We start from the raw sequence: 26,182 nt of genomic DNA, 5'->3' as shown, positions 1-26,182 counted from the left end.
AGCGCACCCTTCCAAAAATTACATCTCAGGAAGATAATATCTTTTTAACCCTCCGGCAAGATAAAAATTTTTCACTGCATTGAACTGCCCCATCTGTCCGCGCTTTTTGTTTAATCTTTGCCGGGTTTTAACCATTTTAGGATTAAATAGCCAATCACCCCGGACATTAACGAACCCAACAAAATGGCCAGTTTATCGGTGTACTGGAAGAGCGTGTCGTCCTCAAAGGCAAGAGAGAGGATAAACAAACTCATGGTAAAACCAATACCGGTTAACACAGAAACACCATACAATTGTAGCCAGCTGCTTTGTTCCGGCAATCTGGCGATTTTCAGTTTAACGGCCAGCCAGCTAAAACCAAACACGCCGATTTGTTTGCCCAAAAACAATCCTAACATGATTCCGAGCGGTACTGCGTTAAGCATCTGCCTGAATGACAATCCGGCCATATTTACGCCAGCATTGACAAAGGCAAAGAGCGGGAGGATTAAAAAGGCCACCCAAAAGTGCAGGCCATGTTCCAGGTCTTTTAAGGGCGAAATCGACTGACCGTTTTCATCTTTCCCGTAAAGGGGGATGGTAAAGGCCAAGGCCACACCTGCCAGGGTTGCATGAACACCCGATTTCAGAACGGCCACCCACAGGATGGCCCCGACCAGGATGTAAGCGGCTCGCCTTGTAATGCCCAGCACATTAAACAAAATTAAGATGATTAAAGCCAGACCCGCTACGATTAATGATACAATCGACAACTTGGAAGTGTAAAAGATGGCAATAATGACAATCGCCCCTAAGTCATCAATAATGGCCAGAGCCAACAAAAATATCTTCAGAGAGACCGGCACCCGATTGCCTAACAGAGAGAGAACGCCTAAGGCGAAAGCAATATCCGTGGCGGCAGGAATGGCCCAACCATTGACTGCGACAGGATCGTTGATGTTAAAGTACAAATAGATTAAAGCCGGAACCAGCATTCCACCAAGAGCAGCAATGCCCGGCAAAGCCGCCTGACGTAATGAGGACAGGTGCCCTTCCAGAATTTCTCTCTTTACTTCAAGCCCTATTAACAAGAAAAATACGACCATCAGGCCGTCATTCACCCAATGATACAGCGATTTGTCGAGTTCTAAAGCCCCGATCCGTATCTGCACGGGAATGTGTAAAAAGGTGTCATACAGTCCTGACACAAACGTATTGTTCAACAGGAGAGCTAATAAGGTGGCTACTATTAACAGGATGCCGCTGGACGATTCTTTCTGAATGAAATCTTCAATTATTTGCTTCATTTCGTCCTCTTTTGGTTAGGGTGACACATGTTCAAACCTTCGTGAATTGCTTATTTCCTTACCAGGAGTGAAAGAATAGATTACAGTTTACCAGAAAAATCTTTACGTACACGTTTAAAAAAATCCTGGCAATCACTCTTACTTGCCTTAACGTCTTAATGACTGTGAGATCATTATAATACAAAAAATGATTTTTTTCAATTTTTAGATGTTAGAAATAGCTGCTACGACCCGGTGACCAATTTTTGAGAACCATCGGATTATTTGTTTTTCGTTCGGGAATAGTCTTTCACCGTACGGCCAACACGCTTTCCCAAAACCAGAGCTACTAATACCCCGGCAATAACGCCCATGGAAACGCCAAACGGGATGCCGACGCTGTCCACAATTGCGCCCAGGGCAGCGCCAAAGGCAGTCCCAAAACACAAGCTTAATACAAAAAACGTTTATCTATTACGGTTTTATTGATTTTTTCCCATCTACGATGATCTCCTTTTTAAACTGTCGCGTTTAGCTGGCTCGCTTCTTCCTTCTGGCAGAAATTGACTTATTCTGTTACTGTTTCCGTTTCAAACACCGGCAGCAGGCGCGAATTCTCCAGCGCCGCCGTTCAGTGGCTCAGGCAGCCCCACAAGAGAGGGTTAATGAAGACCTGGCCAACGCCGCCAGTCTATTATTACGCTCTTTTAAGACGTTTCCCAATGAGATTTAGTTTAAAGGTTCTGATGGCTTCAGGTGAAATTACTTCGCCATGTGAATTGCGAAAATAGAGCGCATCAAAAGGACACTGGACAATGCAAGCCCCGCATTGCACACACAAATCAGGCCGGACAATAATCGCCTTATGACGCTTGCTATCTACCTGATAACAATTTCGTGGACACACCTGTTCACAAAAACCAGCGCCCTTACACTTATCTTCATCGAGAATAATTTTAAGAAAACGGTCTTCGTGCAAACCGCTTTTGTAAACAGGCGTACTACCCATTAAGTCACTACTTACCAATAATAGAATAGTAAAAGAAATAAGGCTCCAGCGCAAGAAAAAATTGAGGCTTAAACTCTGTGTGAAGATGCTCCAGAAGAGGAGGCCCAGCAGGAAGGTCATCCACAGTATTATTGGCACACGGCTAAAATCGAAGACCACCGTGTATCGGCTAAAGCGTACGCCTTCTTTCTTTGGATTAAGCCATTTTGAATAAAGAGGAAAAGCTGTAAAAATGGCCAGCGACAGGCCCCAAATCAGAGCATTGAATGGCATAAGTATGTGGGGCCACAGAAAATACAGTACCGCAGAAGCGATGACCGAAAAGGGAAAAGCCCACATGAGGCCCATCTCAATACGCTGTAAAAGAGGAAAACGGACTTTACGCATTTCAGGCGTTTTATTCATTTTGTTCTGAACAAAATGCGGAATGTCCCGGGCGTAAACGGGTCCCCAGATAACATTCCACCCCGTTTTCTTTTTAATAACGCGTGACTCAATGCCAGTAGCTGCCAGTTGTGGTAAAACCAAATTTCTATGGTTCACCAATTCTTGTATTCCACTGGTTTTTAAAACGGAGATCACGCTATGATTGGTAAGATGCCCACCCGTTGAGGCACACCAGACATTGTGTCCTCTGCTATTGGCAACAAGCAGATAACAATCCATTCCTTTTAATGCCCATTTAACTCTTTCCACAGTCAGATGGTAATTACAGGTGAGAAAAACAGGTGCTGATTCATCTGGTGAGCCCAGTTTGATCAGACCTGTCTTACAGGAAAAAGGAATAATGCGTAGCAGAGTTTCGAAAATATTTACTGCGATGTAATGGAGCTTTTTCATTTTGTTTATCCACCTGCTTTTCTTGCGATTACTTCAATAAAGCTTTCCAGGTAATTTAATTTTAGGGATTCGAGGGTAAAACCCGCCGTTTTAAGGCGTTCGGGTAACTGTTTTAAAGCATGGGTGGTGGACTGAGCAACCAGGTACGTAAGGCAAAGCAGCGGAAACCTAATCAATATGTACAAAAGCCTCTTCAGAAGATTGTGCGGGCTAACCTCATCTGCAATCAGCAATACCCCCCTGGGCTTCAACACCCTTTTTATCTCTTTCAGGGCAAAGCCCAATTCATCCTCTGATAATTCAGAAAAACAGAGGCCGCTCGTTACCACATCATAACTTGCTGACTTTTCCTTTCCCAGTTCAGCAACACCCATTTCACACAGTACCACATTTTTCATGAGGCCAGCCTCTTTTAAGCGTCGCCGGGCGATCTCTAACATCTGAGGATTAATATCTATTGCCTTAACCAGGGCTTTTTTTTGTGCGGCCCTTATGGTTAACGCTCCAGTACCACATCCAATATCCAGCACCCTATCTCCTTTTTTTATGTGTGAGACCAACCGGTCATAGGCTTTCTCCAATTGTCCTAGGGTAAGGATCTGTATTCCCCTGTCGTAGCGCTGTGGACTTGATTCCAGTAGCTTCATCAGGATGTAGGTGCTCATTTCAGGCCCTCCTTTTTTTAGGCCCGGCTTGGCTTAAAAACTCGGATCTCAAAAATCATATTTAAAAAAACCATAACCATAAACCTGACTTGATCGGATATTAGGGTTAACAATCTGTTGAGCTCACTGGCCTAATGCCAGAATCTTTACCCTTGTCCGCTCGGAGAAAAGCGCATTTGCAGCCCAGACAATGGACCAACTCCAGCAAATCACGTATGAAAAATCCTTTTAGAAGAATGGCCCTACGTTACTGGCTAATAGCTAATGGGCACTTTCTTAAATATACTTCGAAGGTTAGAGGAATCAAAATAAATCCGTTTTTTTGCAAAGAGCAAAAATCAATTCTTTGCCTGCCGTTATGGTGTGTCTTTGCTCCACTTATGATTCGCAAGAATGTTTTGGACAGGCGTGGCTCTACAGCCAGTAGAGCCAGGTTAATCGGGTTTGTTAATCCCTCAGCTCTCAGGTAAGTCATCAAATTCCTAGCGCCTGGCCGCCAGCTAGCTCGCTACCTTGTGTGCATCTTTTAAAAGTTCCTGCATGGATCGCACGTCTTGTAAAAGAGCCGCATCTCCATCTTCCAATATTTCCATGGCCTACCGCATATTTAGTTTTGCTATCTCTTCGATTGTGCTGGAGGTGATCACCGGCAGCCCTATCTCGTACAGGGTTTTCTTGAAGTTGATGACCGTCTCGATCCTCAAAAGCGTGCCTGGTTCCAGCAAAATAGTCATGCCACTGGTATCGAGTGGAGATCTCACCTCGACGATGTATTTTTCCTGCTTAAACTGCGCCTTTTTAAAAACCAGCAACTCGGGGTAATTGTGAAAGGCTTTTGCCGGTTCGTCCACCAGCGCGCTCACCATGGCCACCTTTATAGGGCGCTTACGTTGCGCCAGCGCATTGACCACCAGAATCATAACAACAAAAACCACCGCTAACAGAAACTTCCCTTGCATCCGCACTCTTCCATTTCTTATTGCTTGCTCAGGGCGGATTGCCTTCTCTGCGCCTGACCAGATCGCAGCAGAACTCGACGCTTCTGGGCTCCAGTTTTTGCCGCTTAGCGTTCGTTAGGTCTTTCGGAGTTAGGTAACGCCCTGTTCCTCTTCATCTGGAAGCCTTTTCACAGGCGGTATGGATTTAAACAAAAAATGACAGCTGAACCGTAATTAAAATTAAAGCACAACAAGGTAAACGTTTAGAACCTTACCTCCAGGTTAAAGCAATCCAACCTCATTTCAATGCTTTACCTAAGCAAAATCATCTTTTTCATTACCGATTGGCCGCCGCTTTGCAAACGATAAAGATAAACACCGGAGGCTACCTTTTGCTGCGCATGGTTGGTACCATCCCAGATGATTCGGTGCCAGCCTCTCTGCAGTTTGCCTCTGACCAGACCCCTTACCAGCAAGCCCTGTGAATTAAAGATCTGTAAAGTGACCAACCCTCTTTCTGGCAGGTAAAATTCAAGGGTCGTTTGAGGATTAAACGGATTGGGGTAGTTCTGTTTTAGAGTAAATCCCTGAGGCAGCTCAGCCGGCTTCTCCGGAAGGTCGGTTAAGATCAATCCCTTTTCCGGGACAAACGTTTTGCGATCCGTGAAAATATGAAATTCTCCGGCCAACAGGCTGATGGTTGTGTCCTGATCGCTGATGTACAACGAATCGCCGGAAAAAAAATCGTACCACCAGCCGCCATGATTAAAGCGCGGCTGGATGCTGGCCGTGGTAACGCCAAAGTTCCCCACAATGCTGGCGTTCATCAGGCCATGGTACAGATTGATACGTTTCACCGCGCCGGCCACAAAGAGATCGGCCGAAGCAGAAGCGCTGTAAAAAACGGGATTCTCGTTACGCAGTCTGATCATGGCCGCCCAGGCTTTGTACAGCTTGCGACGCTCCTGTTGTTGAAAATAATCCCAGCGGATGGGCTTGTTACCCACGCGTCCATTGTAATCGATGGTGTAATCGTAACCCAATTCACCAAATTGCCAGATCATTTTAGGACCGGGCAACAAAAAGAAAAAGGCGCCGGCCAGCTTCATGCGTTCCAGCGCCGTAGAAAGCTCCTTAATGTTGTAAGCGCCATAGGAACGTCCGTAAGTCAAATTTTTGTACATCAAACGCTCTTCGTCGTGGCTTTCCATGTAAGTGACCAGATGGGCTTTACTCCAATCCCGCGTTTTGTAATAGCCCCAGCTCAGGTCAGATTTATTGTTGTCATGGTAACCCATGGTCGCTTCGCTGTAATTGTAGTTCATGTTGCCCCACAGCAGCATGCCGTAATCAGACAGAATCTTTTCTTCGCTGTTATCTGTAAAATGCTCCAGAATGACATAGGCATCGTTTTTGACCTTCCAGATTTGGTCAGCCATCCGTTTCAAAATAGCAATGCGACTGCCGTCAAAGGCCCAGCCGTCGCCCGGCGTGTTGGTAAAGCCCTTGGTAAAGTCAAAACGAAACCCATCCACATTGTACTCGGTTAACCAGAAGCGATTGACGCGATCCACAAATTTTTGCGTCGCCGGACTTTCATGATTGAAATCATTAAACCAGCTGTAGGTTGGATTGGGCGATTCCACATTAAACCAGGGATTTTCCGGCGTAGGACGCCCGTAATCGCCCTCGTTGTACAGGCGAACCAGCGGACACTGCGAGGTGGCATGATTGAGTACCATGTCCAGCACCACCGCCATGCCCCGAACATGGCAGGAATCTACAAAGCGCTTTAAATCTTCCGCAGGGCCGTAATACTTATCCGGCGCAAAATAAAAAGAAGGATTGTAGCCCCAGCTTTCATTGCCTTCAAACTCGTTCACCGGCATCAGCTCAATCACGTTGACCCCTAAATTCTGCAAATAGTTGAGCGTATCGATCAAAGTTTTGAAATCGTGGTTTTGCAAAAAATCACGTAGTAACAATTCGTAGATGACCAGCTTTTCGGGACTGGGCCGCTTAAAATCCGTTATGCTCCACTGATAAACAGGCTGGGCGGTTTGCAGCACAGAAACAGGGAAATCGGTTTTGCCATTCGGATATGGTTTTAGATTAGGGTAGGTTTGATTGGAGATGTATTGGTCGTTCCAGGGATCGAGAATTTTTTGTGTGTAAGGATCGGCCACACGAATCTCGCCATCCACCAGGTACTGGTAGGCGTACTCCTGCCCCGGATTGAGGCCTGAAATGGACAACCAGAAATAGGTACTGTCCTGATCAACCGAATCTTTTTTCATCAGGTACGCTTCATCCACCTTCCAATCGTTAAAATCGCCAATGACATAAACAAATTTTTTGTACGGCGCAAACAGGCAGAGGGTCACGCTCTGTTCATCTTCGTAATTCTCGCCTTCAACAATGCCCGAGGGCCGGTCTTCATCCGGCTGAAAGGGAGTCACCATCATGACAAAGGTTTCCGAAACCTCATTACCGCTGGTGTCCGTGACGGAGGCATAAACCGTCTTTTTGCCATGGTCATCCGGCGCTGCATGGTAAGTGTAGTGCAGGGTATCTGCCGTGGTCTGGGCCACCAACATGCCATTAATGCGCAGACTAAATTGCTGGTGTCGCGTTCCAATGGCCGCTGCACTTAAGGCAATGTGTAAAGAGTCGCCGGCCCTGACAAAAACCGGTGAGCGCTCGGCAAGGCCGTAAGGCACCGTAACCTGCGGCTCAAGGATGACCAGATTAATGCCCGGTTCATACAGTTCGTAAAAGATATCGGCCCCACCCACATCGCGGCCGGTTTTGGAGCCATCGGAATTACGAAAGACAAAAGCCAGCTTTAAAATTTGCTCGCTTTGGGGAACCCCGTAATAATTATACGGATGCCCGATGACCAGCTTCCACAAATTCTGCTCCACTTTGCTAAGTTTGGCCTTGGGTAGATTTTGATTCCAGTCGGCAATAACATATTTCCAGTCGCTGGGCCCGGAACTTAAATTGGTAATCACCCCGGTATGGGCGTAAACATCTGTTCCGGAATAATTCATCAACCCCTGGTCGCCCTGATCGGCATGAAAATAGACCACAATGGAATCGTAAGCCGTTGCATAAGGTGGCTCGGTGGTGACAACCTGAGCCGAAAGTTGTGTAAACACTAAACCCAGTACAAGCCATAGCGACAAAAACATATGTTTTCTCAAGTCAGTTCCTTTCCAATTTAAAAATAGAGTGGATTTTTTAACACTAATCCCTGGTAAGGCTGCAGTTCCAATCCGCTGCTTTTAAAGATTAGCTGCTCATGGGTGTTTAAAATCTCCTTACCTTCGGGAGTATCTATGAGTTTGGGTTTGTCAGTAAAATTGATCAGTACATGGAGGTTCTCTTTGTCCAGGAATAAGATTCTATCCTTCAAATACGCCTCACGCACCAGATATTGATTACTGCTCAAGCCCGCTTCCTGGCTTCTTAATGCAATCAATTTTTGCAGGAAAAAGTTCACCTCATGATTGACCACCTGCCAGTTAATCGGCGTTTTGTCAAACAGAGAAGGGCTTTGCTCGGCGCCGATTTCCTGACCATTGTAAATAAGAGGAATCCCGTGCAAACTAAAGATGAAAAGGAGAGCCATTTTCAATTGCGTGGTTTTCCATCTGGAAGCGGCCCGGGGTAGGTCATGGTTCTCAATAAAATGCAAAGGCAGGGCCTGTTTGGGGTAAAGCGCTGTTTTTGTCGTCAGCCATTCCGCCAGGAGGGGCAGCTCCCGGGCATCCTGCACAACCTTTAACAGCAGTTCAAACGTGCTCCAGTCATAGGTACTGTTAAAGGCCATTTTGTGCAAAGCCGGGCTCTCCCATTCGGCCAGCAGAAAGAAATCCTCTTTGATTTCGCGCAATTGAGGGGCAATCCATTCCCAAAAATCAAGAGGAACCATGCCGGCCACGTCACAGCGATAACCATCCACGTCAAAGTTTTTGATCCAGAACTTCATCACCTCAGCCACGTGTTCTCGCGTTTGGGGCTGAGCATAATCGAGATCGATCACGTCGCTCCAATCCGCAATTTTGCGCATGGGCAGACCATCGGCCGTACGTTTGACCAGATAGGGTTGTTGTTGCAGGGCGTTGTAATCGTGGGCAACATGGTTTGGGACCATGTCTATGATGACCTTCATGTCTAATTGATGAGCCCGATTCACCAGATTTTTAAAATCTTGTTCTGTGCCATATTCCGGATTGACCGTGAAATAATCCCGAATAGCATAAGGCGATCCCAGGGACCCTTTGCGTTTCTTAAAGCCGATGGGGAAAATAGGCATTAACCAGAGCGCCGTAAAGCCGTAATTCTTTAAGTCGGGCAAAGCCTTTTCCACGGCTTTAAAGGTACCTTCATCGGAAAAAGCCCGCACGTAAATTTCGTAGATTGTGCTGTTTTGAATCCACTGCGGTATGGGCGGCCCCGGCTCGCTGCCAAGATTTAAAAATTTTCGCTCAAAGCCTAATTCCTGAACCCGGCTTTTTACCTTTTTAAATACACGCTGATAATCTCTATCCATGAACAATTCCTGATTAAAAGATGGGCGCCACTTGTTTGTTCTTGTATTTTTCAATTAACTTGTCCAGATTTTCAAAGCCTCCCTTTTGCATGGCAATAACCGATTGGCTGACATCTTCTTTCATCCGGATGCCGTAGAGCGTAATATCCAGAATAATATGATTGGTAGCAATATCCACAATCGCTCTATTATCGGTCCAGGCGGTTTTTTTGGTGTAACGATCGTCTGCCTCGCCCATCAGTAACTGCGATTGGTCCACTACCAGAATGATTTTTCTTTCCCAGATATTGAGCAATTCTTTTTCCGGAATATTGTAGGAATAGATTTCGTCAACCTTTAAATCCAGAGGCGTAAAAGAAAAAACAATGATCCGGATTCCGCGTTTTCGGGCCGCATCCAGGTCTTCTTTCAGGCGCTTGCATTCCCGATCCCAAACCGAGAGGAAAATAGATTCCTGGGCGTTGGAGATCATTTCACGGGCTTTGTGCAACATATTTTGATAGCCGACAATATTCCACAGGTGCCCGGGCTCTATCTCGGTATCGAAATGTTCCAGCGCTTTACGGGCTTCTTCCAGTTTTTCTTTGAACTGGCGTCCCAAAAGCTCCAGCAATTGTTCTGGAGGCAGCGGCACGTATTTTTCCGGGCTGGTGTAAAGTGCGTTGACCGCTCCCATGTTTTCCAGCTTTTTAATGACATCGTAAATGGCCGAACGCGGCACCCCTGAATTTTTGCTTAATTCATATCGTGTGCTGGGATTGTTTTTCAACAAAGTGATGTACGCTTTGGATTCATAGGTTGTAAATCCCAGCGCTCGTAAACGTTCCATTAATCTTGTTTCATTCATTGCATTTTACCTCCGGCAAAGGGTAATAGCGCATCTTTTAAATGTGCGCGCCAGTTGCCCCAATTGTGTCCTTCATAATATGTTTTCATTTCGAAATTAATCGCTTTGCTTTCCAATACTTTTTTTAATTCAAGATGGCTGTGGGCCATGTTTTCAAACCGCCCATAACTCAAAAACAGAAACGTCTTGAGGGGCGGAAAGTTCTGAACTTCCCGAATAATCCGTTCGTTTTCAATCCAGAAGGCACCGGACTGAGAAAACACATAATCAATTTGCCGGCTGTAATTTTTTAAGGCGTACACAGAAATCAATCCACCCAACGAAACACCGCCCAGAGCCAGACGGTTGTTTTTCAGTCCGTATTTTTCCTTTAAAAAGGGAAGGAGTTCCTTAAACAACATGTTAAGGTACAGATCATTAAACCAGTACTCCTGTCTGCGTTTACGCGGTTCAACAAAAGCAGCCAGTACCGGTTCCAGCTCTTTCTGCTCAATCAGATTGTCCAGGATGATTCTGGCCTTGCCAAAATTAAGGTAATCGCCGCCATCCTGAAAAACAATAAGAGGCGAATTGCTTCCTGCTCTGGCATGTTTGTAAAAATAGACGCGCCGGCGGTTGTTTAACATCCTGCTCCTGAAGGAGAGTGTGTCCAGAATACTTTTGCGCAGCTCTGCTTTAAACAATATTTCTTGAGGAAAGCGATATTCCGGCATAACCAGTACGGAATTACTGCCAAAACCACCTTCATCTTTTAAAGGATTAAAGGGATCGAGTAACCATTGTTTGCCACAGACAAACTTGTACTCAATGCGCGCCTCAGGGGGCAACGTTAACGCTCTGTACCAAAAATTCGTTCCGGCAATCGGTTTTAAAGGCAGCGAATCCGGCTTCCAGCCCGTCACATCTCCGGCTAAAAAGACGGGCTGACCCGTTGTGTCTTCCATTAAAAAGTAGGCCGTGGAATCCTCCACAAAAGGGAAGTCGTTTTGCGCAGCAAATATTTTTAATTGTTCCTCTTTTTGTCCATCCGGCAACGTTTCTATTTTTTGTAATAGCTCGCTGAACGTTTTGGGCTGGTCGGAACATTGTACCAGCAAAAGCAGCGCACAAAACAAAAGACCAACGGATCGTCTGTTCATGCTTTTACACTCCCCAAAGTCAACCCGGAAATGAGCCAGCGACTCAGACTTAAGAAAAGAATGACGACCGGAATGCTAACCACAATGGCCCCGGCCGAGTACAACCCCCAGGCCACTTCCATGTTCGAAGAAAACATTTTTAATCCCAGAGGAAGTGTAAAAAAATCTTTGTCCTGAATCAAGACCGCAGCCACCAGATATTCCGACCAGGCCGTCATGAACGAAAAAAGAGAAGTGATGGCCAGGGCGGGCAGGGCCAGCGGCAGAATAATCTTGTAAAAAGTAGTAAACTGACTGGCTCCGTCAATGGTGGCTGCCTCCTCCAGACTATAGGGGATGGTATCGTAGTAGCCCTTCATCTGCCACACGGTAAACGGTAAGGCCGTGGCAGAATAAGCGATAATCAATCCCCAATAGCTATCGTAAAAACCCAGACGAATCATAATGATAAACAGGGGCAAAAGCAGCATGGTTACAGGAAACATTTGCGTGGTGATTAAACCGAGCATGGAAGCGTCGCGCCCCTTAAATTTGAAGCGCGAAAAAGCGTAACCGGCTGTGGCCGCCAGCCCAACCGCAAATATGGTCACAGAGATAGAGACAATCAGGCTGTTGAACATCCAGCGTAAAAAGGGCTGGTTGACAAACAGGTCCACATAGGTCTGAAAGGTAAAATTTTCCGGAATAATGGACAGCGATTTGCTCAGCAATCGATCCCCGGGTCGTAGCGAAATGGAAAAAACCACCAGAATGGGGTAGAGCGAAAACAGGGAAAAAAAAATTAAAATAGCATAGGCTGCGATTTTTCCTGGTAACGAAAGTCTTCTTACATTTCTCTTCATGATTGCGCCTTACGAATACACATTTTCGGTTGCTTTGGTTTTCATGATAAAACGCCAGCTAAAAATCAACAGGATGAAAAAGATGACCATGGAAAAAGCCGCGGCATAGCCCATCCTGAAATAGGTGAAACCAGCTTTGTACACCCAGGAAACAAGAATATGCGTTTTGTCCGAAGGTTCGCCGCCGTTGCTGACCAGCCAGACCACATTAAAATTATTAAACGTCCATATTACGCCCAGCGTGATGGCCGGCACCATTACGGGTTTGATTAACGGCACCGTAATGTTTTTAAACTGCTGCCAGCGAGAAGCGCCGTCAATTTCGGCCGCTTCGTACAAGCTGCGCGGAATGCTTTGCAGGCCGCCCAGAGCCACAATCATCATAAAAGGAAAGCCCAGCCAGATATTGGTGATCAGACAGGCGGCAAAGGCGCCCCACTCCGTGGAAAGCCAGGGAAATTCAATACCAAATAATCGGCCCAGCAGAATGTTAATCGCTCCGTACTCGCTATTGAACATGCCTCGCCAGGTTAGGGCTGTGATGTATTGCGGAACAGCCCAGGGTAAGATGAGCAACGTCCTGAAAAACGATTTGGCTTTGATATCTTCATTGATGATTAAAGCCAGCATAACACCGATGCCCACATGAAAAATCAGGTTTAATACCGTCCACAAAATGGTTTTGAAAAAGAAGTACCAGAATGTGCCATCGCTTAAGACGGACCAGTAATTGTTCAGGCCCACAATCCGCCAGTCTTTAAAATGGGTCAGGTTCATGTTAGAAAAGGAGATGACCACATTGTACAAAAAGGGCCACAACACAATCAAACTCATCACAATGAGCGCAGGCATCACATACAGGTAAACCAGGCGATTATTGCGACTGAAAATGGTGCTATTCACGATTCTCCCTGATCAATTTTTCTGCCAGTTTTTGCATTTGTTCCACCGCCTGTTGCGGCGTAACCTGGCCGGTAAAAATGCCCTGATAGGCCGGGCGCATGGCGTCAAAGATCCAGCGCATTTCGGTTACCACCGGCATGGGCCTGCCCACCAGTAACTGGTCCAATGCCGCACGAATGATTTCATTGTACTGAACCAGGCTGTCTTCAAAAGCCGTTTTGCGCGAAGGAATGGTACCACTCAATTTTGTAAAACGCAGCTGGACAGAGTCGCTGGTTAAAAACTTCAAAAGCTTTATGACCACTTTTAACTTCTGGCCTTTTACATTTTTATTTAATGAATAACCCATAGGCGAAACCAGCGGAGCAGGCCACAACCCCGTTTCATCAATCTTTGGGATCCGCGCAATACCAATGGGAATATGGTTCTTCAAATAGGTACTCCACGACCAGGGGCCGTTAATAATCATGGCGGCCAGGCCATCTTTAAACAGGGCGTTGGCAATTTCGTAATCGGCCTCCCTGGGCATGATTTTATATTTGTTCACCAGATCGTAAATTAACTGCGCCGCCTTTCTGGTGGCTTCGGTGTTTAATGTGGGACGGTATTGATCATCAAACAACCAGCCGCCATAGCCGGTAATAAAAGGCACAAAGAAAAAAGGCTCTGTGTAATTCCAGGCAATGGCATAGCGCTCAGGCTTTCCGTCGCCGTTTTCGTCAACGGTCAACTGTTTTCCCATTTCGATCAATTCCCGCATGGTGCGCGGGGGGTTCTTCACCAATCTCTTATTGTACACCAGACAAAGATGGTTTCCCACCCGATCGGCAATCTGGTACAGGTGCCCCTTAAAAAAGGTATTGGCCGGGAAGGGATCGTTTAAAAATTCGTCCAGCTCGCTTTGACTAAAATAGGCCTCCATGGGCTGGATGACCCCAAGCTCCACAAACGGCCCAATATTATCATTGGCACCATGGATTAGAGCCGGTCCCTTACCTGCCAATGAACTGATGATAAAGTTGGTTCGGGCTTCTTCCGGGGCATAGAATAACTGCACAAACCGGTATTGTGGATAACTTGTGGAAAACTCGTGCAAAAGTGAATCCAGAAGCTGCCGCTCCAGAGGCCTCATGGAAGACCAGACCACAATTTTTTGCTTTACAGGTTCACAACCCATTGTAATTATTATTGTTAGGGCAATAAGGTGTATGATTGTTACCCATTTTTTTACAATTTGGCTTTTATCGGATCCGTTCATTTTATTGGCTTTTGAATGTGGAAAACTCACTTTTTTACAACAATTTTTTTATTCAAACTCTTATTTTAATCGACTTTAACCTCTGTGGATAAATGCCTGAACCAGTTGAAATACAGAGCCACAGAAAGGATGATTAAAATCAACGACAACCACCAGAATTCATCCCAGCGGCGCACTATAACGGTCATACCGGTCAGGAACAAAACGACCTGCCAGGGGATGGCAAAAAAGGTGGAAATGATGTCTCTGCGATTTTCTTTATCGATTTGAGCCAGTACTTCCGGGCCTAATTTTTTGCGCACCGGTCCCCAGAATCCAAATGGACGGGTTCGTTTGTAAAACTCGAACAACACTTCATCTTTGGCAGGCGGCCCGGCGTACGTTCCCACGATCAGGCCGACCAGAGAGGCCAGGGTGGCAATGGTGAAAGCCACGTATTCCGGCACTCCGGGAAGCAGGGCTTTCTGAATCACGGCTGCCACCATACCGCTTACCGTACCCAGGGCAAAACCATAGCCGTTCATGCGCCACCAGTACCAGCGGGCCAGAGTGGGAATGAGCATTCCGGCGCCCAGGCTGGAGGTTATCCAGCCCCAGATTTCGTTAATATTGTTGATCAACAACATAAAGCCCAGCCCCAGCAGCACAATGGCAATCGATGAAAGACGGCTGTGCAACAACAACTTTTTCTCTGAGGCCCGGGGATTGATGTAGGCCTGGTAAATATCTTTAACCCAATAGGCCGCTCCGGCATTGACCGTAGAATCAAAGGTGGACATGGCTGCTGCCATTAAACCAGCCACAATAACCCCTTTTAAACCAATCGGCACCAATTGATTTACAACTACTGGCAACACCTTTTCCGGATCGGCAATAACGCCCTGCTGCGTGCCGAACACAACGCCCATCATGGCAATGGCCGCGATAAAGGGCCAGCGAAAACCGAGCAGGAAGGTCCAGAATAAGGAGAGCAAACCCGATTCGCGATCGCTGCGCGAAGCAAAAAAGCGCTGAATCATGTACTGACTGGTGCCGCCGCTGCCTTCCAGAGTAACCTTTAACAGGTAAAACAAAATAGCAATGCCGAACAAATTATAAATGGAATAAGTCGACTCAGCCGGCAAATTCAGTTTCCAGTGTGGAATCACGCTGGTCCAGGCCTCTCTGTTGGTGGGCAGCATCAGAAATCCGCCATTTTTTAAAGGGACAGACACATTGAACACTTCCGGCAGATGAAATTGTGTAATGGCCAGAACACAGATGTAAATAATGGTAAAGAAAATCAACACACCCTGAAACACATCGGTCCAGACCACGCCGTACAAACCGCTGGCCACGGTGTAAATCATGGCCAGGACAATCATCAGCGTAGCCGCCCAGAATTCCGAAGACAATCCCCAGAAAGAAGGAATGCCCAGGAATTCGCCGACAAATTTGCCAGCGCCAATGGCAAAATAGGTAATCATGGCAATCGTAACTATGATCACGGAAATGGCAGCAATCAAGCGCGCCACATCCCCCTGCCGATCCTTACCAAAACGGAAATGCATCCACTCGGCCAGGGTCATCACCAACGCACGCCGATTCCACTTTCCTTGAAAGATCATTAAAAAGGCCATGATCAGAGTTACACCGCCACGGATTTCGATAAAAAAACCGCTTAAGCCAAGGGCAAACACAAAGGCGGTATTAATCATTGTACCGGAAATATCCAGGTTAGAAGCCATGCCCGAAGCGCCAAGCGCCCACCACGGCATGCCGCGTTCTCCCAGAAAGTAAGAGTTAATTCCCTGCGAGGCCTTTTTACTAAAGTAAAGCCCCACCAACACCATGCTCGTTAAATACACAACGACAATCAAATAATCAATTAAGGCCATGTAATTCTCCCCGGAATTGAAAAATTAAAAAAAACCGATCCCCGGCCTTAGCCAGAGATCGGTTATGGATTTCAAAGATTATTTCATCAGAACCATCTTTTTAATCGAAGAAAAGTCGCCAGCTTCTAATTTGTAGAAATAGATTCCAGAAGCTACTTTGTGACCTGCTTCATCCCGGCCGTCCCATTGTCTGGCGTGTGTACCGGCTGTGGCCAGCTGATTGTCCATCAATGTACGGACTTTTTGGCCCAATACATTGTAGATAGACAATGTCACACGAGAAGCTTCCGGTAACGTAAAGCTGATGGTCGTGGTTGGGTTGAAGGGGTTCGGGTAGTTCTGATTCAAGGCGAACTCTTTTGGCGTTTGTGGTTTGTCGCCAATGGCCGTTAAAGAGCTGTACGGATCGGTTTCCTGATCCTCAGTTTTCAATTCCGCATTGGTCCAGGTATCCACCGGCATATTCCATTCTTTAAAGGGGAAACTACGTGCGGCATCCTGTCCGACGAAACGCGCACGATAAGCAAAATTTGAGAAACCGGCGGGTTCAAACTGCCAGGTTTTGCCATCGCTTTCAGAAATAAAAGCATAGCGGTACACAAAACCATTCCAGGCCGGTTCAGCCACTTCCAGTGTTCCGGAGTAGATCATATCGCCATCCGGATCGGTTAAAGGCAGTACTCTCATTTCATCGGTGTCTTCCCAGCCCTGGGTAACACAGAAAGCCGGCTCTTCACAAATCCACCAGACGGTATCTTCGCCTGCCGTAAAAGGAATCGGTTGCAAATCGGGATCCGCAGCCGGGCTCATATCCACATTAAAGGTTACCTTCAGGCCCGTTCCTTCCGGCACAACCCAATCCGGTTGAATATGATCGTAATAATCGGGATCAACTTCCTGATTGTCTGTTCCTTCAAAATACGCTGTGCGGTTGCCTCCGCCTGTGTGCGTGGGACGTTCCCAGGTGTCGTTCCAGGCCACACCGTTCACCATGTTGTCTTTTTTCATAATCCAGAATTTGTAGAAAAGCGGATCGCCAACGCCAAAATCTTCAAATGGAACATTCAAGAACCAGTTCAGAGGATTGGTCAGATTCTGATTCATGTGCGAACGGGCGGCGTCGTCGGAGTTCCAGCCATTGAAACTACCACGCACGTGAACCGAATCAACGGCCGGGTCGAAGAGTCCGACTTCGATCAACACATCGGTATTTACAGAAAATTTCACATTCCCATTTTTCTTAATAGTTACTATGCTGTCATCATTAAAATATACTGGTGGAAGCACCTTATCGGTAGAATCGACAACAACGGAACGGTTATTAAACTCATCGTGGCCCCAGGTAGTACCAATGAGAAATTTATATTCGTATCTGGCATTACTGGGTACTTTATAGGTGACTGTGTAGATCGAATCTCCATCCGAATCGTCCATATCCGGCGCTGTTTCCGGAGACCACCCCTGAAAAGAACCAGCACAGCGCACGACATCAGTATTAATATCAAAATTGCCTTCCAGTACCTGAACGCGCATGTTCACGTTCAAGGTCAACATAACGGAATCGGTACTGGCCGGGGGATTGACCACATACGGTTCATTATCGAAATAAACGGGGAAAAGAGCAGTATCCTTATCCGTCACTGTTAGAGAACGATTTGGTTTTCCCTGAAGCTCATCGCGCCCCCAGGCATCTCCGATCAAATATTTGTACTCATAAGTACTGTCCATGTCCACCTGGATCGTTGTGGTATAAACAAAATTACCGTCCGCGTCTTCCATAATTGGAGCTTCTGCCGGATTCCAATCCGGATCTGTAATAGTACCGGTTACACGAACCACATCGTTCTCCGGATCAAATGCGCCCTTCTGAATCCAGCGCGTCATGTTAACACTGAGCATCACATTTACTTTGCCTTCCGGAGCAGGATTAAATGGTACGCTCATTACATCGTTGTAGTAAACCAGATCCAGATTCATATCGGTATCGCCCACGGTCAACGAACGGTTTTGCCCTGGCAACTCATCATTACCCCAGGCATCGCCGATCAGGTACTTGTACTCGTAATTTCCTGGGGCGATATCCAACGTAGTGCTGTAGATGTAATTAACTGAATCAACCATGTCCAGGATCGGCGCGTCTGCCGGACTCCATTGCGGATCAACCAGGTTACCGGTAATCCTTACATGTTGGGTCATGGGATCAAATTCACCCATCTGCACTTTAACCTTCATGCTTAAGTTGAAGGTCACATTGACTGCCTGTGCGCTGGCAAAGGCCATAAACACGAGCGCGAACATAAGTAAGCCGAATTTCTTCATACTTACCTCCTTAAATTGGTTAATGGATCGTTACGTTGTTTTAAAAAATTAACTACCCTTCTCTGGATTTCACCCCCTTTCTTTCCTTTAAAAGGTTAAAATAAAACCAAATGTGTGTACATCGCCTAAATGTACAAAATCCTGGAACGAATAATCAATATTTAAATAGAATCGCCCCAGACGTGGCGTCCGATAACCGACGCCCAATGTGAGACCCTCTTCCCGATCTTTCATGAACAGCGATTTAAAACCGCCACGGATAAAGACACGTTCTTTAAACAGAGCCATCTCGCCGCCCAGATTCATGTATTCCGAGTTATCATTGGGATGTGCCGCTTCCACAGCCAGGGTCAAACGCTGGTCAGCAAGGGGATAAAAATCGCGTGCCAGCCCAATTTGTACCCGCAGTGGCAGCTCAAAACTTTCCGTTTCGTAATAGGCGTTCAGATTGGAATTGTCCCCTGCGATATTGGGATTGGGATCGTGCTGAATTAACAAATCCTCGCCGGACATGCGCATCTTGGTGCCGAAATTACTGATATTGGCAGCCAGACGGATGCCGTAGAAGGGCGTGACAAACATGGTGCCAATGTCCAGGGCCAGACCATGAGCCGAAGATTGAGAAATGGTTTCGCGGATGTACTTGAAATTTGCGCCGATGATAAATTTCTGCGTCAAATGACGGGCTATGGAAAAGCCAAAAGCGTACATGCCTGCGGAGAAATAGTCCCCGGTGCCTTCCGGATTCTTTGGTGTAGTTACCTCCATGTCGCCCATGGTCATCGCCGTCATATTAAGGCCAACGGTACCCAAGGGGCCGGCTTTGAAAATCGCTCCCAGGTAATTGACCTTAATGTCCACAAACCAGTTGGTTTGTGTAAAGACAAATTGATTGGTGGGAACCTGATCGATTCCCGCTGGATTCCAGTACATGGCTGTGGCATCGTTGGCGCTGGAAGTAAAGGCGCCGCCCATGGCAATGGCCCTCGGCCCGATGCCCACACTCAAAAACTTCCCGGCTGTTGTACCGGTTTTAGTTACGCCCTGCGCCTGCGCCAGAGCGCTGATCACTATGATCATCAACAAACTCTTAAAAATCATCTTTATTTTGCGCACTTTTTTCTCCTTCACTTTCTCAGTTCGTTAAAAGCGCTCTATTTAATAATGGCAAATTTGCCGACTTTTTCTCCGATTCCCGGCGCTTCTACATGGTAAATGTAAACACCGTAAGAAACCGACAGATGGTCTTTGGTCAGTAAATCCCAGTAAGCCGTCCCGTTGTCTTCCGGATTGTCCACTTCGATTTTGCGCACCAATTCGCCGTTTACAGTAAAGATGCGAATGGTACATTTGGCCGGTAAATGGGTAAAATGAATGGAACGCGGACCGCGACCGGAATTGTACGGATTGCGCGGTTCCCACTCGGCCGTGGCCACATAAGGATTAGGCACAACTTTTATTTTGTCCAGATCGCTTTTGGCCATGCGTTTGTTCACATAGCTGCTTCTGGCCACAAAGCGGTAAACATCCTGTGAAAGGAAGGGCTTCTTCAATATGATTTTGGCTGTATCGCCGGCCGCCGGTATTCTCTGCGTAGAATCGGGAATCGAGCTCAGGAAAAATTGCCAGGTGTAAACCAGGGTATCCCGATTCCCCACGGTCTTGGGTTCCAGAAAGGCAATCACGTCTTTGTACGGAATTTTAATTTCTGTATTGCCCAGTTTAATCACGCGGTAGTTGGAAGAAAAATAGCCCGGCGGTGAACCAATGGTGTCATTTTCTGCAAACACAAAATGCACGGGTTCATTGGAAGAGAGATTAATGATTTTAAAATTCACCTCCTGTGCGTCATAAAAATTACCTTCGTAGGTGCCCGGCGTAGAGGTTGCCAGCCCTTTTTCACCAAAGATGATCAAATAATCGTTAACGCGAAATTCACCCTCCGGCCCGACGCTCTGCGTTAACTTCTGGAAGGTAAAAGAGGGAATATTGACATCCTTTGGACGCCATCCGGAAAGACGGGCATTAATACCTACCTGGTCTTCATTAATAAAGTGCAAGCGGAATCCGTCTATTAAAGGTTGCTCATACTCTGTTTCCAGATGCGTACTTTTCCAGACCAGCACGGAATCAGCCGTGGAATCAACCAGGGTGTAATTTTTAGTGGTTAATGTATCGGGCTTGCCAGCTTTGCCTGGTTTTAAGGTATCTTCAAAGGTCACATAGTACACATGTCCATCTTTGATCTTATTGGGATCGATGATCTCATAAGAAATTTTGCCGGTGGAGGAACCTTCTTCGTGCTCAATGGTGCCCAGAGTGGCCGGCACATATCCGGCAGCCGGCGCTTCCGGCGTAACGCGCACTACATTGGGACCCAAAATAACCGAACCGTCCGGTTGGAGATTTACGCGAATGGGACTTTCGGTTGGCAAAATGCCCCCTGCCGGATAGCCAAAATCGTAGGAGGTTATGGCGTAATAGTAGGTAAAGCCGTTTTTAACCGAAGAATCCACAAAGGTATGACGCAAGCCGCTGTCATTGCCCAGGTAAAAGTTCGCTCCGTCAATGCCTACGGAATCCAATCCGGTAATTCCGTCGATCAAGTCGAATTGGGCAATGGGATTTCTGAAGCGTAAGGTGCCAAAGGCATCGGTAATTTCCAGCGGGTCCTGGAAAGCTGGATCGGTAGCGCGGTAGATGCGGTAGCCTTCAAAATCGTTAGGATTGCCACCGATTTTGTAAATGTAATTGTCAAAAGATTTTTCGGCTAAATCGTCCCAGTAAAGGGTCACTTTGTTGTCACCGGGCACGGCTGTCAATTTGGGCGTCACAGGCGCATTGGCAAACTGGTAGTCGTTGTTGTAGGTTTCCTGAGCGCGAATCCGTTTTTTAAGTACGGCCTGTTTGCGCAACTGGCCATCGGGATCGTTTTGATTGGCATTGGCCAGAATGACGGCCACAGAAATGGGCTCGGTTTGTCCGGCTTTGATGGGGAAATAACCGGAAGTAACCCATAAATCGTATTCGCCTGCCACTACGGTACGCGGATCGTAGAACTTGCCCGGGATCATGAAATCGAACCACAGAGTAGCATCGCTGTTCAAATTCAGTCCGCCGGCCGGCGTTCGAGCCGAGGCGGAGATACCGATCTGATCGGTTTCCGAGATGTCGGTGTCATCAATGTTCGGTTCGCCAGGATCGTCTGTCGCTGCGCCGGACGTTGGTTTGCCGTCGCCTTCGCCCAGGTCGTTGGTTCCGGCAATGCCGTCGATTCCAACGTCATCTAAAATGGGGTTCCAGTCGCCGTCATTATCGATAAAATCATCGCGTCGCTCGTCGATCATCTCGTCAATGCCTTCATCAATATCTTCATCCACAGCTCCATCGCCATCGTTGTCGATGCCGTCGGCGTACTTTTTACCCAGGTCTTCGGCTTTCAGATCGTAGAGAATAATGTTGCTGTTGGGTACCCGGTAGCGGTAGTAGGGAGCGTCCTGAGCGGCCTGATCAATCATTTCCTGAGTCACTACCGGACTGTTGTCTTCGCCGTTGTCGTTATTATCGATGTAATCCTTAAAGGCTTTGCCAATGTCGGTTTCATCTACCATAATTAGATGGATTTGTCCTTTTTGAATGGGATCGCTTTCCACATTGGCCGGCCAGCGATTCCAATAGTAGGTTTCGCCGTCCACCGTTACCTGATCGGTTTTGGCCTGATCCACCATTTCAGCGGTTACCAGCGGGCTATTTTCTTCGGCATTGCCATTGGCGTCAATGCCATCGGCATAGGTCACGCCCACCTGATCGCCGAAAGGAATGTGGGCAATGGTTTCATCGATTAAGCCGTTGTGGTTGTCGTCAATGCCATTGGAATTGCGGGGATCGCCCGGATTGTCCAGAATTTCCTCCGTGCCTTCGCCCTGCAACATCTCTTCTGTAACCTTGGGGCCGCCCTCCTCGCCGTCGCCATCATTATCGATGCGGTCATGGGCATTGCCAGGCGTTTCCAGCAGGGCTACGCCTACAATACCCACCGGGTCTTTGCCAAAGGTAGGTGCTTTGTTGTCTGCGTCCCGGCTCCACATGATGTCTTCCAGCAGGTCAAATTCCGAGATGTCATCCTGCGAATCGCCGTCGCCGCCGACAAAATCGGCCACGCCAAAGGTAACGGCAAATTTTTCGATGTCTTTGGTGCCGTCGTTTTTCAAAAAGTGCAGCAGATAAACCACATCGCTGACCAGAATCTGCGACCAGGCCATGGCCCGCACATCCATTAAAATGCCCAGCCCGTGGCGCGTTTTATCGGTAGAATCCGGAAAATACAGATAGTTGTCGTAGCGGTCATCCGAAGCACGGTAGAACAGTTCCTGATCGGCGTTAAATTTGTCCTGCCCAAAATAACCGTTCCAGCTACCGGGCCAGCCAGGTTCAGAACCGCTTTCTGGATCAATGTTCATCTTGTCGGGCCAGAAAGCCGGCCAGGTGCTGGGATCGACGCTATTGGCAATGCTGTTTGAATTGGGGTTGAAATAGCCCGGACAGGGCTCAATATTCCAGCTTTTACCTTCATCGGATGTCCGGCCATTGTCCACAATAACGATGCGCTGCTTTTCGCCGTTTTCATCCAGCACTTCGGCTCCCCACCAGATGGTTGTCTGGGCCAGGTAAACCTTGCCTGTGTTTTTGGGCCATTCGTAGGGCGTTTCTTCATAAATGGGTACGGCGCCTGTACGTCCGGTGTGCCCAAAATTGAAAATCGTGGTACGAATGTTATTGCCTTCCAATTGCGCTTTTCTGCGATATTTGGGATCACCCCGCTCTTTTGAAGGAACGTGATGATTCTGATTGTTCTGAGCAAACAGGCTTGTTGCAAAAATGAGAATCCAGATCAGTGAAAAGATTTTGATCACCTGTTTCATGAATCACCTCTCTATTTAAAAATTGAAATCAATGCCAAATTGAACTCGACGCGGTTCCGCGTAATGCCACGGAAATCTGCGATATTCAGCCACCGTGTTCGGTCGCTTCACCGGGTCTTCCGGAACCTGGACCGTGGTGTAGTCCGGTTTTCCGGTATCGGTAAACACATTCACAGGAATCTTGCTGTCCAGCAAATTGTAAATGTTCATAAAAGCCGTAAAATGCAGGCCCTGCACGGTAAAGTTCTTGTGCAGGCGTAAATCCATGCTAAACTGATTGGGACGACGCCGACTGTTTTTCTGTAATCCCCAGCGAATGCCACGATCTGAAGTGTATTGCGTGATTTGTGGGGTGTAGGGCAGGCCGGTACCAAATCGGGCAATTAAGCTACTGCCCCAGGTCTCGCCGCCCACGTAAAAGGTGCTATTGAACAAATGCCGTTGATCCCAGTCCAGTGGCAACAAAATAAGAGTGGGTTCTAAATTGGAACGGGCAGCATTAAACTCTTCTTCCGGAGTTGAATTACTGCCTTCGGCCACCTGAAAGGTGTAGCTGATGTCAAATGAATAATGGTCGCTGTAGCGCTTCTTCAGGTTGACCGTTACGCCCTTTACATTGGCGTAGTCTTTGTTGATGTACAACGAATAGGTAACCCGGTTGTAGGTGATGTACAGCGGACTGGTGGAAATCCAGTTACGCACATCACGATAAAAACCGGTCACATCAATCTTAAAATCGCCAAACAGCCCCTGCTGCAAGCCGATTTCGTACATCACTGTACGCTGGGCATCCAGATCCGGATTACCATAAGGCCCGTAAAACTGACCGGTTTCGCCCACACGGTAGTAACCGTTGTTAAACAGATAAACAAAGGAAGGGATTTGCAGAAAATGGCCGTAGGAAAAATGAATAACGCCATCGGCGCTGATCGGGTAAGCAATACCCAGACGCGGACTCAACTGCATTTTGGGAGTGGCGTCTTTGTAAAAATACTTTTCACGCTGGGCCAGAGTTAACTGGTCCAAACCTTCACGCAAGGGGAAATAGATGTTGGGGTCTTTGGGATCCACCAGAACTTTACCCCGCGAATTGAAGTAATCAAAACGTAAACCGACGTTAATGATCATGTCTTCATATTCGATCTTGTCCTGAATGTAGGCGGCAAATTCCATGGGTCTGCGTGTGTACTTTGTCCGGATGTGGCTGGTATCAGCAGGAACCATGGGCCGGTAAGGAGAAATGATCTGACCGCTGGCGTCGCGCGCCGCCTGCAGCCAGTAATCATCAAAGTTTAAAACATGCCATTTACCTTCCAGGCCGAACTTAATCAAATGCCGATTGTTCACCTGACTGGTAAAATCCATTTTCAAACCGTACGTCCTCGTCATGCGGTCAAAGCGATGGTTGTTGGTGCCTGCTGTGCGGAAGGCATAGGCAATGGGCTGCAGGGTGTCGCTGTAAACATAGCGCGGATCGTAGGGGTCTTTGTACAAATACTCTTTAAATTCATTCTGGAAAAATGAGCCGTACAGGGTGTAAAAGGTGTTGGAGCTCAACGTGTGCGTCATGGAAAGCCAGGTGTTGTAACTATCGGAAAACTTTTTCACATTGCCGTCCGGCTCCCATTTGTAACTGTGGTCGTAATCCTGAAAATTACGGCTGGAATAGAGAATTTCGGCGTTGAATTTTAAAGTGGGCAATGCGTAGTAAGTGATTTTAGCCTGGGCGTTGTATTTTTTACTCCAGTTCATGGGAACCGGTTCGCCGCTCATGGGCGGCACAACCTTGTAAATTTTGCCGTTCTTTTCCACATAGCGCGCTTGCGGATCGTCTTTGGCGCTTACCGGCAAAAGCGTGTCGGCGCTGGCCCAGCTGCCGTCCGGATTGTAGCGCCGCTGGCCGTAAAGATAGCCGTCGTTTTTGTTGTAACGTAAATTGGCAAAAAAGGTCAGTTTTTTACCGGTAAAAGGAACTGGCCCGCTCAAACTGGACTGCACATTGTATTCTGCCAGGGGATTAAAATGATCGATGTAGTAAAAGTAATCGGTGAAATTGCTTACATTGTCACCGGCGTAAACTTTGACATTGCCCGAGTAGTTTCGCCCGCCTTCTTTGGTGACCAGATTAATAATACCCGACATGGCGTTACCATACTCGGCGTTAAAAGTTCCGCTAATGACCTGCAATTCCTGGATACTGTTGTTGTCCACTTCGATGCCCATGCTGTTGTCAAAAGCATCGGTTACGGAAACGCCGTTCACCCAATAGGAAATTTCGTTGGAACGGCCGCCGCGAATGTGAAAGCCGCCGCCAGCATCGCGGGTAATACCGGCCTGCAATTGCAACACATCGGTCATCTCGGTAACCGGTAATACGTCGATCTCTTCGGCCGAAACGCTGGCCTGACTGGAAGTGATGTCCTTCTGGATGAGTTTCCGCTTGCCAACCACCACAATTTCTTCAGTCGATTCCAGGGTTGTTTCGGACAACTCAAAATCGATTCGCGTGGTTAAGTCAATGGAAACTTTTATGCCGGTCATCTTCACTTCCTGGTAGCCAATGTACTGAGCCACAATGGTGTAACTGCCAGGAGGTACATTTAAAATGAAGTAATTTCCGTTGAGGTCTGTAGTAGAACCAAACGAAGTTCCTTCTAAAAAGACATTGGCCCCTGGTAAAGGCTCTCCGGAATCCTTATCGACCACCCTGCCGGCAATCTTGCCTGTTGTGCCGGCAAAAAGGGAAGCGGTTAACAGTAATATTGCGCTTAGAATCGTTAACAACCTGTTCTTCATAAAA

General features: G+C 47.2%; 17 protein-coding genes. All 17 read right to left on the bottom strand.

Annotated features, from left to right (window positions below; translation table 11 throughout):
* Positions 1-110: 110 nt before the first annotated feature.
* The 17 genes from nhaA to ACWB0I_RS00120 all read right to left on the bottom strand — a co-directional run bounded on the left by nhaA (position 111) and on the right by ACWB0I_RS00120 (position 26,178).
* Positions 111-1,286, bottom strand: coding sequence for a Na+/H+ antiporter NhaA (nhaA, locus tag ACWB0I_RS00200; RefSeq protein WP_479386004.1), 1,176 nt, complete (start codon positions 1,284-1,286; stop codon positions 111-113).
* 260 nt (positions 1,287-1,546) lie between these two features.
* Complete coding sequence (locus ACWB0I_RS00195; protein WP_479386003.1) at positions 1,547-1,672, bottom strand: hypothetical protein; 126 nt, start codon at positions 1,670-1,672, stop codon at positions 1,547-1,549.
* A gap of 290 nt (positions 1,673-1,962) precedes the next feature.
* The gene (locus tag ACWB0I_RS00190) at positions 1,963-3,114 is read right to left on the bottom strand and encodes an HgcAB-like fusion protein (RefSeq protein ID WP_479386002.1); all 1,152 of its coding nucleotides are present in this window, start codon (positions 3,112-3,114) and stop codon (positions 1,963-1,965) included.
* Positions 3,115-3,119: 5 nt separating this feature from the next.
* On the bottom strand, positions 3,120-3,779 hold the full coding sequence (gene cpaM, locus ACWB0I_RS00185) for a corrinoid protein-associated methyltransferase CpaM (RefSeq protein WP_479386001.1): 660 nt from the start codon (positions 3,777-3,779) through the stop codon (positions 3,120-3,122).
* Positions 3,780-4,375: 596 nt separating this feature from the next.
* Positions 4,376-4,738 (bottom strand): hypothetical protein, encoded by a 363-nt coding sequence (locus ACWB0I_RS00180; RefSeq protein ID WP_479386000.1) that lies wholly within the window; start codon positions 4,736-4,738, stop codon positions 4,376-4,378.
* 290 nt (positions 4,739-5,028) lie between these two features.
* A complete protein-coding gene (locus ACWB0I_RS00175; protein WP_479385999.1) occupies positions 5,029-7,923 on the bottom strand; it encodes an alpha-amylase family glycosyl hydrolase in 2,895 nt (964 codons plus the stop codon).
* A 17-nt stretch (positions 7,924-7,940) separates the two neighbouring features.
* The gene (locus ACWB0I_RS00170) at positions 7,941-9,275 is read right to left on the bottom strand and encodes an alpha-amylase family glycosyl hydrolase (RefSeq protein WP_479385998.1); all 1,335 of its coding nucleotides are present in this window, start codon (positions 9,273-9,275) and stop codon (positions 7,941-7,943) included.
* 13 nt (positions 9,276-9,288) lie between these two features.
* The gene (locus tag ACWB0I_RS00165; RefSeq protein WP_479385997.1) at positions 9,289-10,122 is read right to left on the bottom strand and encodes a TrmB family transcriptional regulator; all 834 of its coding nucleotides are present in this window, start codon (positions 10,120-10,122) and stop codon (positions 9,289-9,291) included.
* Positions 10,119-11,261: an alpha/beta hydrolase-fold protein gene (locus tag ACWB0I_RS00160; protein WP_479385996.1), complete on the bottom strand. Its 1,143-nt coding sequence runs from the start codon at positions 11,259-11,261 to the stop codon at positions 10,119-10,121. Before ACWB0I_RS00160 ends, ACWB0I_RS00165 begins: the two co-directional genes overlap by 4 nt.
* Entirely contained in the window at positions 11,258-12,103 is an 846-nt protein-coding gene (locus ACWB0I_RS00155) for a sugar ABC transporter permease (RefSeq protein WP_479385995.1), read from the bottom strand. The genes ACWB0I_RS00160 and ACWB0I_RS00155 overlap by 4 nt, the downstream gene beginning before the upstream one ends.
* Positions 12,104-12,112: 9 nt before the next feature.
* Positions 12,113-13,006: a carbohydrate ABC transporter permease gene (locus ACWB0I_RS00150; RefSeq protein ID WP_479385994.1), complete on the bottom strand. Its 894-nt coding sequence runs from the start codon at positions 13,004-13,006 to the stop codon at positions 12,113-12,115.
* The gene (locus tag ACWB0I_RS00145; RefSeq protein WP_479385993.1) at positions 12,999-14,183 is read right to left on the bottom strand and encodes an extracellular solute-binding protein; all 1,185 of its coding nucleotides are present in this window, start codon (positions 14,181-14,183) and stop codon (positions 12,999-13,001) included. Before ACWB0I_RS00145 ends, ACWB0I_RS00150 begins: the two co-directional genes overlap by 8 nt.
* 146 nt (positions 14,184-14,329) lie before the next feature.
* A complete protein-coding gene (locus ACWB0I_RS00140) occupies positions 14,330-16,141 on the bottom strand; it encodes a sodium:solute symporter family transporter (protein ID WP_479385992.1) in 1,812 nt (603 codons plus the stop codon).
* A 78-nt stretch (positions 16,142-16,219) separates the two neighbouring features.
* The gene (locus tag ACWB0I_RS00135; protein ID WP_479385991.1) at positions 16,220-18,460 is read right to left on the bottom strand and encodes a carbohydrate-binding module family 20 domain-containing protein; all 2,241 of its coding nucleotides are present in this window, start codon (positions 18,458-18,460) and stop codon (positions 16,220-16,222) included.
* An 87-nt stretch (positions 18,461-18,547) separates the two neighbouring features.
* A complete protein-coding gene (locus tag ACWB0I_RS00130) occupies positions 18,548-19,576 on the bottom strand; it encodes a PorV/PorQ family protein (protein ID WP_479385990.1) in 1,029 nt (342 codons plus the stop codon).
* 38 nt (positions 19,577-19,614) lie between these two features.
* On the bottom strand, positions 19,615-23,382 hold the full coding sequence (locus tag ACWB0I_RS00125; protein WP_479385989.1) for a hypothetical protein: 3,768 nt from the start codon (positions 23,380-23,382) through the stop codon (positions 19,615-19,617).
* Between the two features lie 15 nt (positions 23,383-23,397).
* Entirely contained in the window at positions 23,398-26,178 is a 2,781-nt protein-coding gene (locus ACWB0I_RS00120; RefSeq protein WP_479385988.1) for a TonB-dependent receptor, read from the bottom strand.
* Positions 26,179-26,182: the final 4 nt, after the last annotated feature.

The organism is Caldithrix sp. (genome assembly GCF_056497305.1).
Note: the sequence above shows the minus strand (reverse complement) of the source record. Positions and strands in the feature narration are given on the sequence as shown.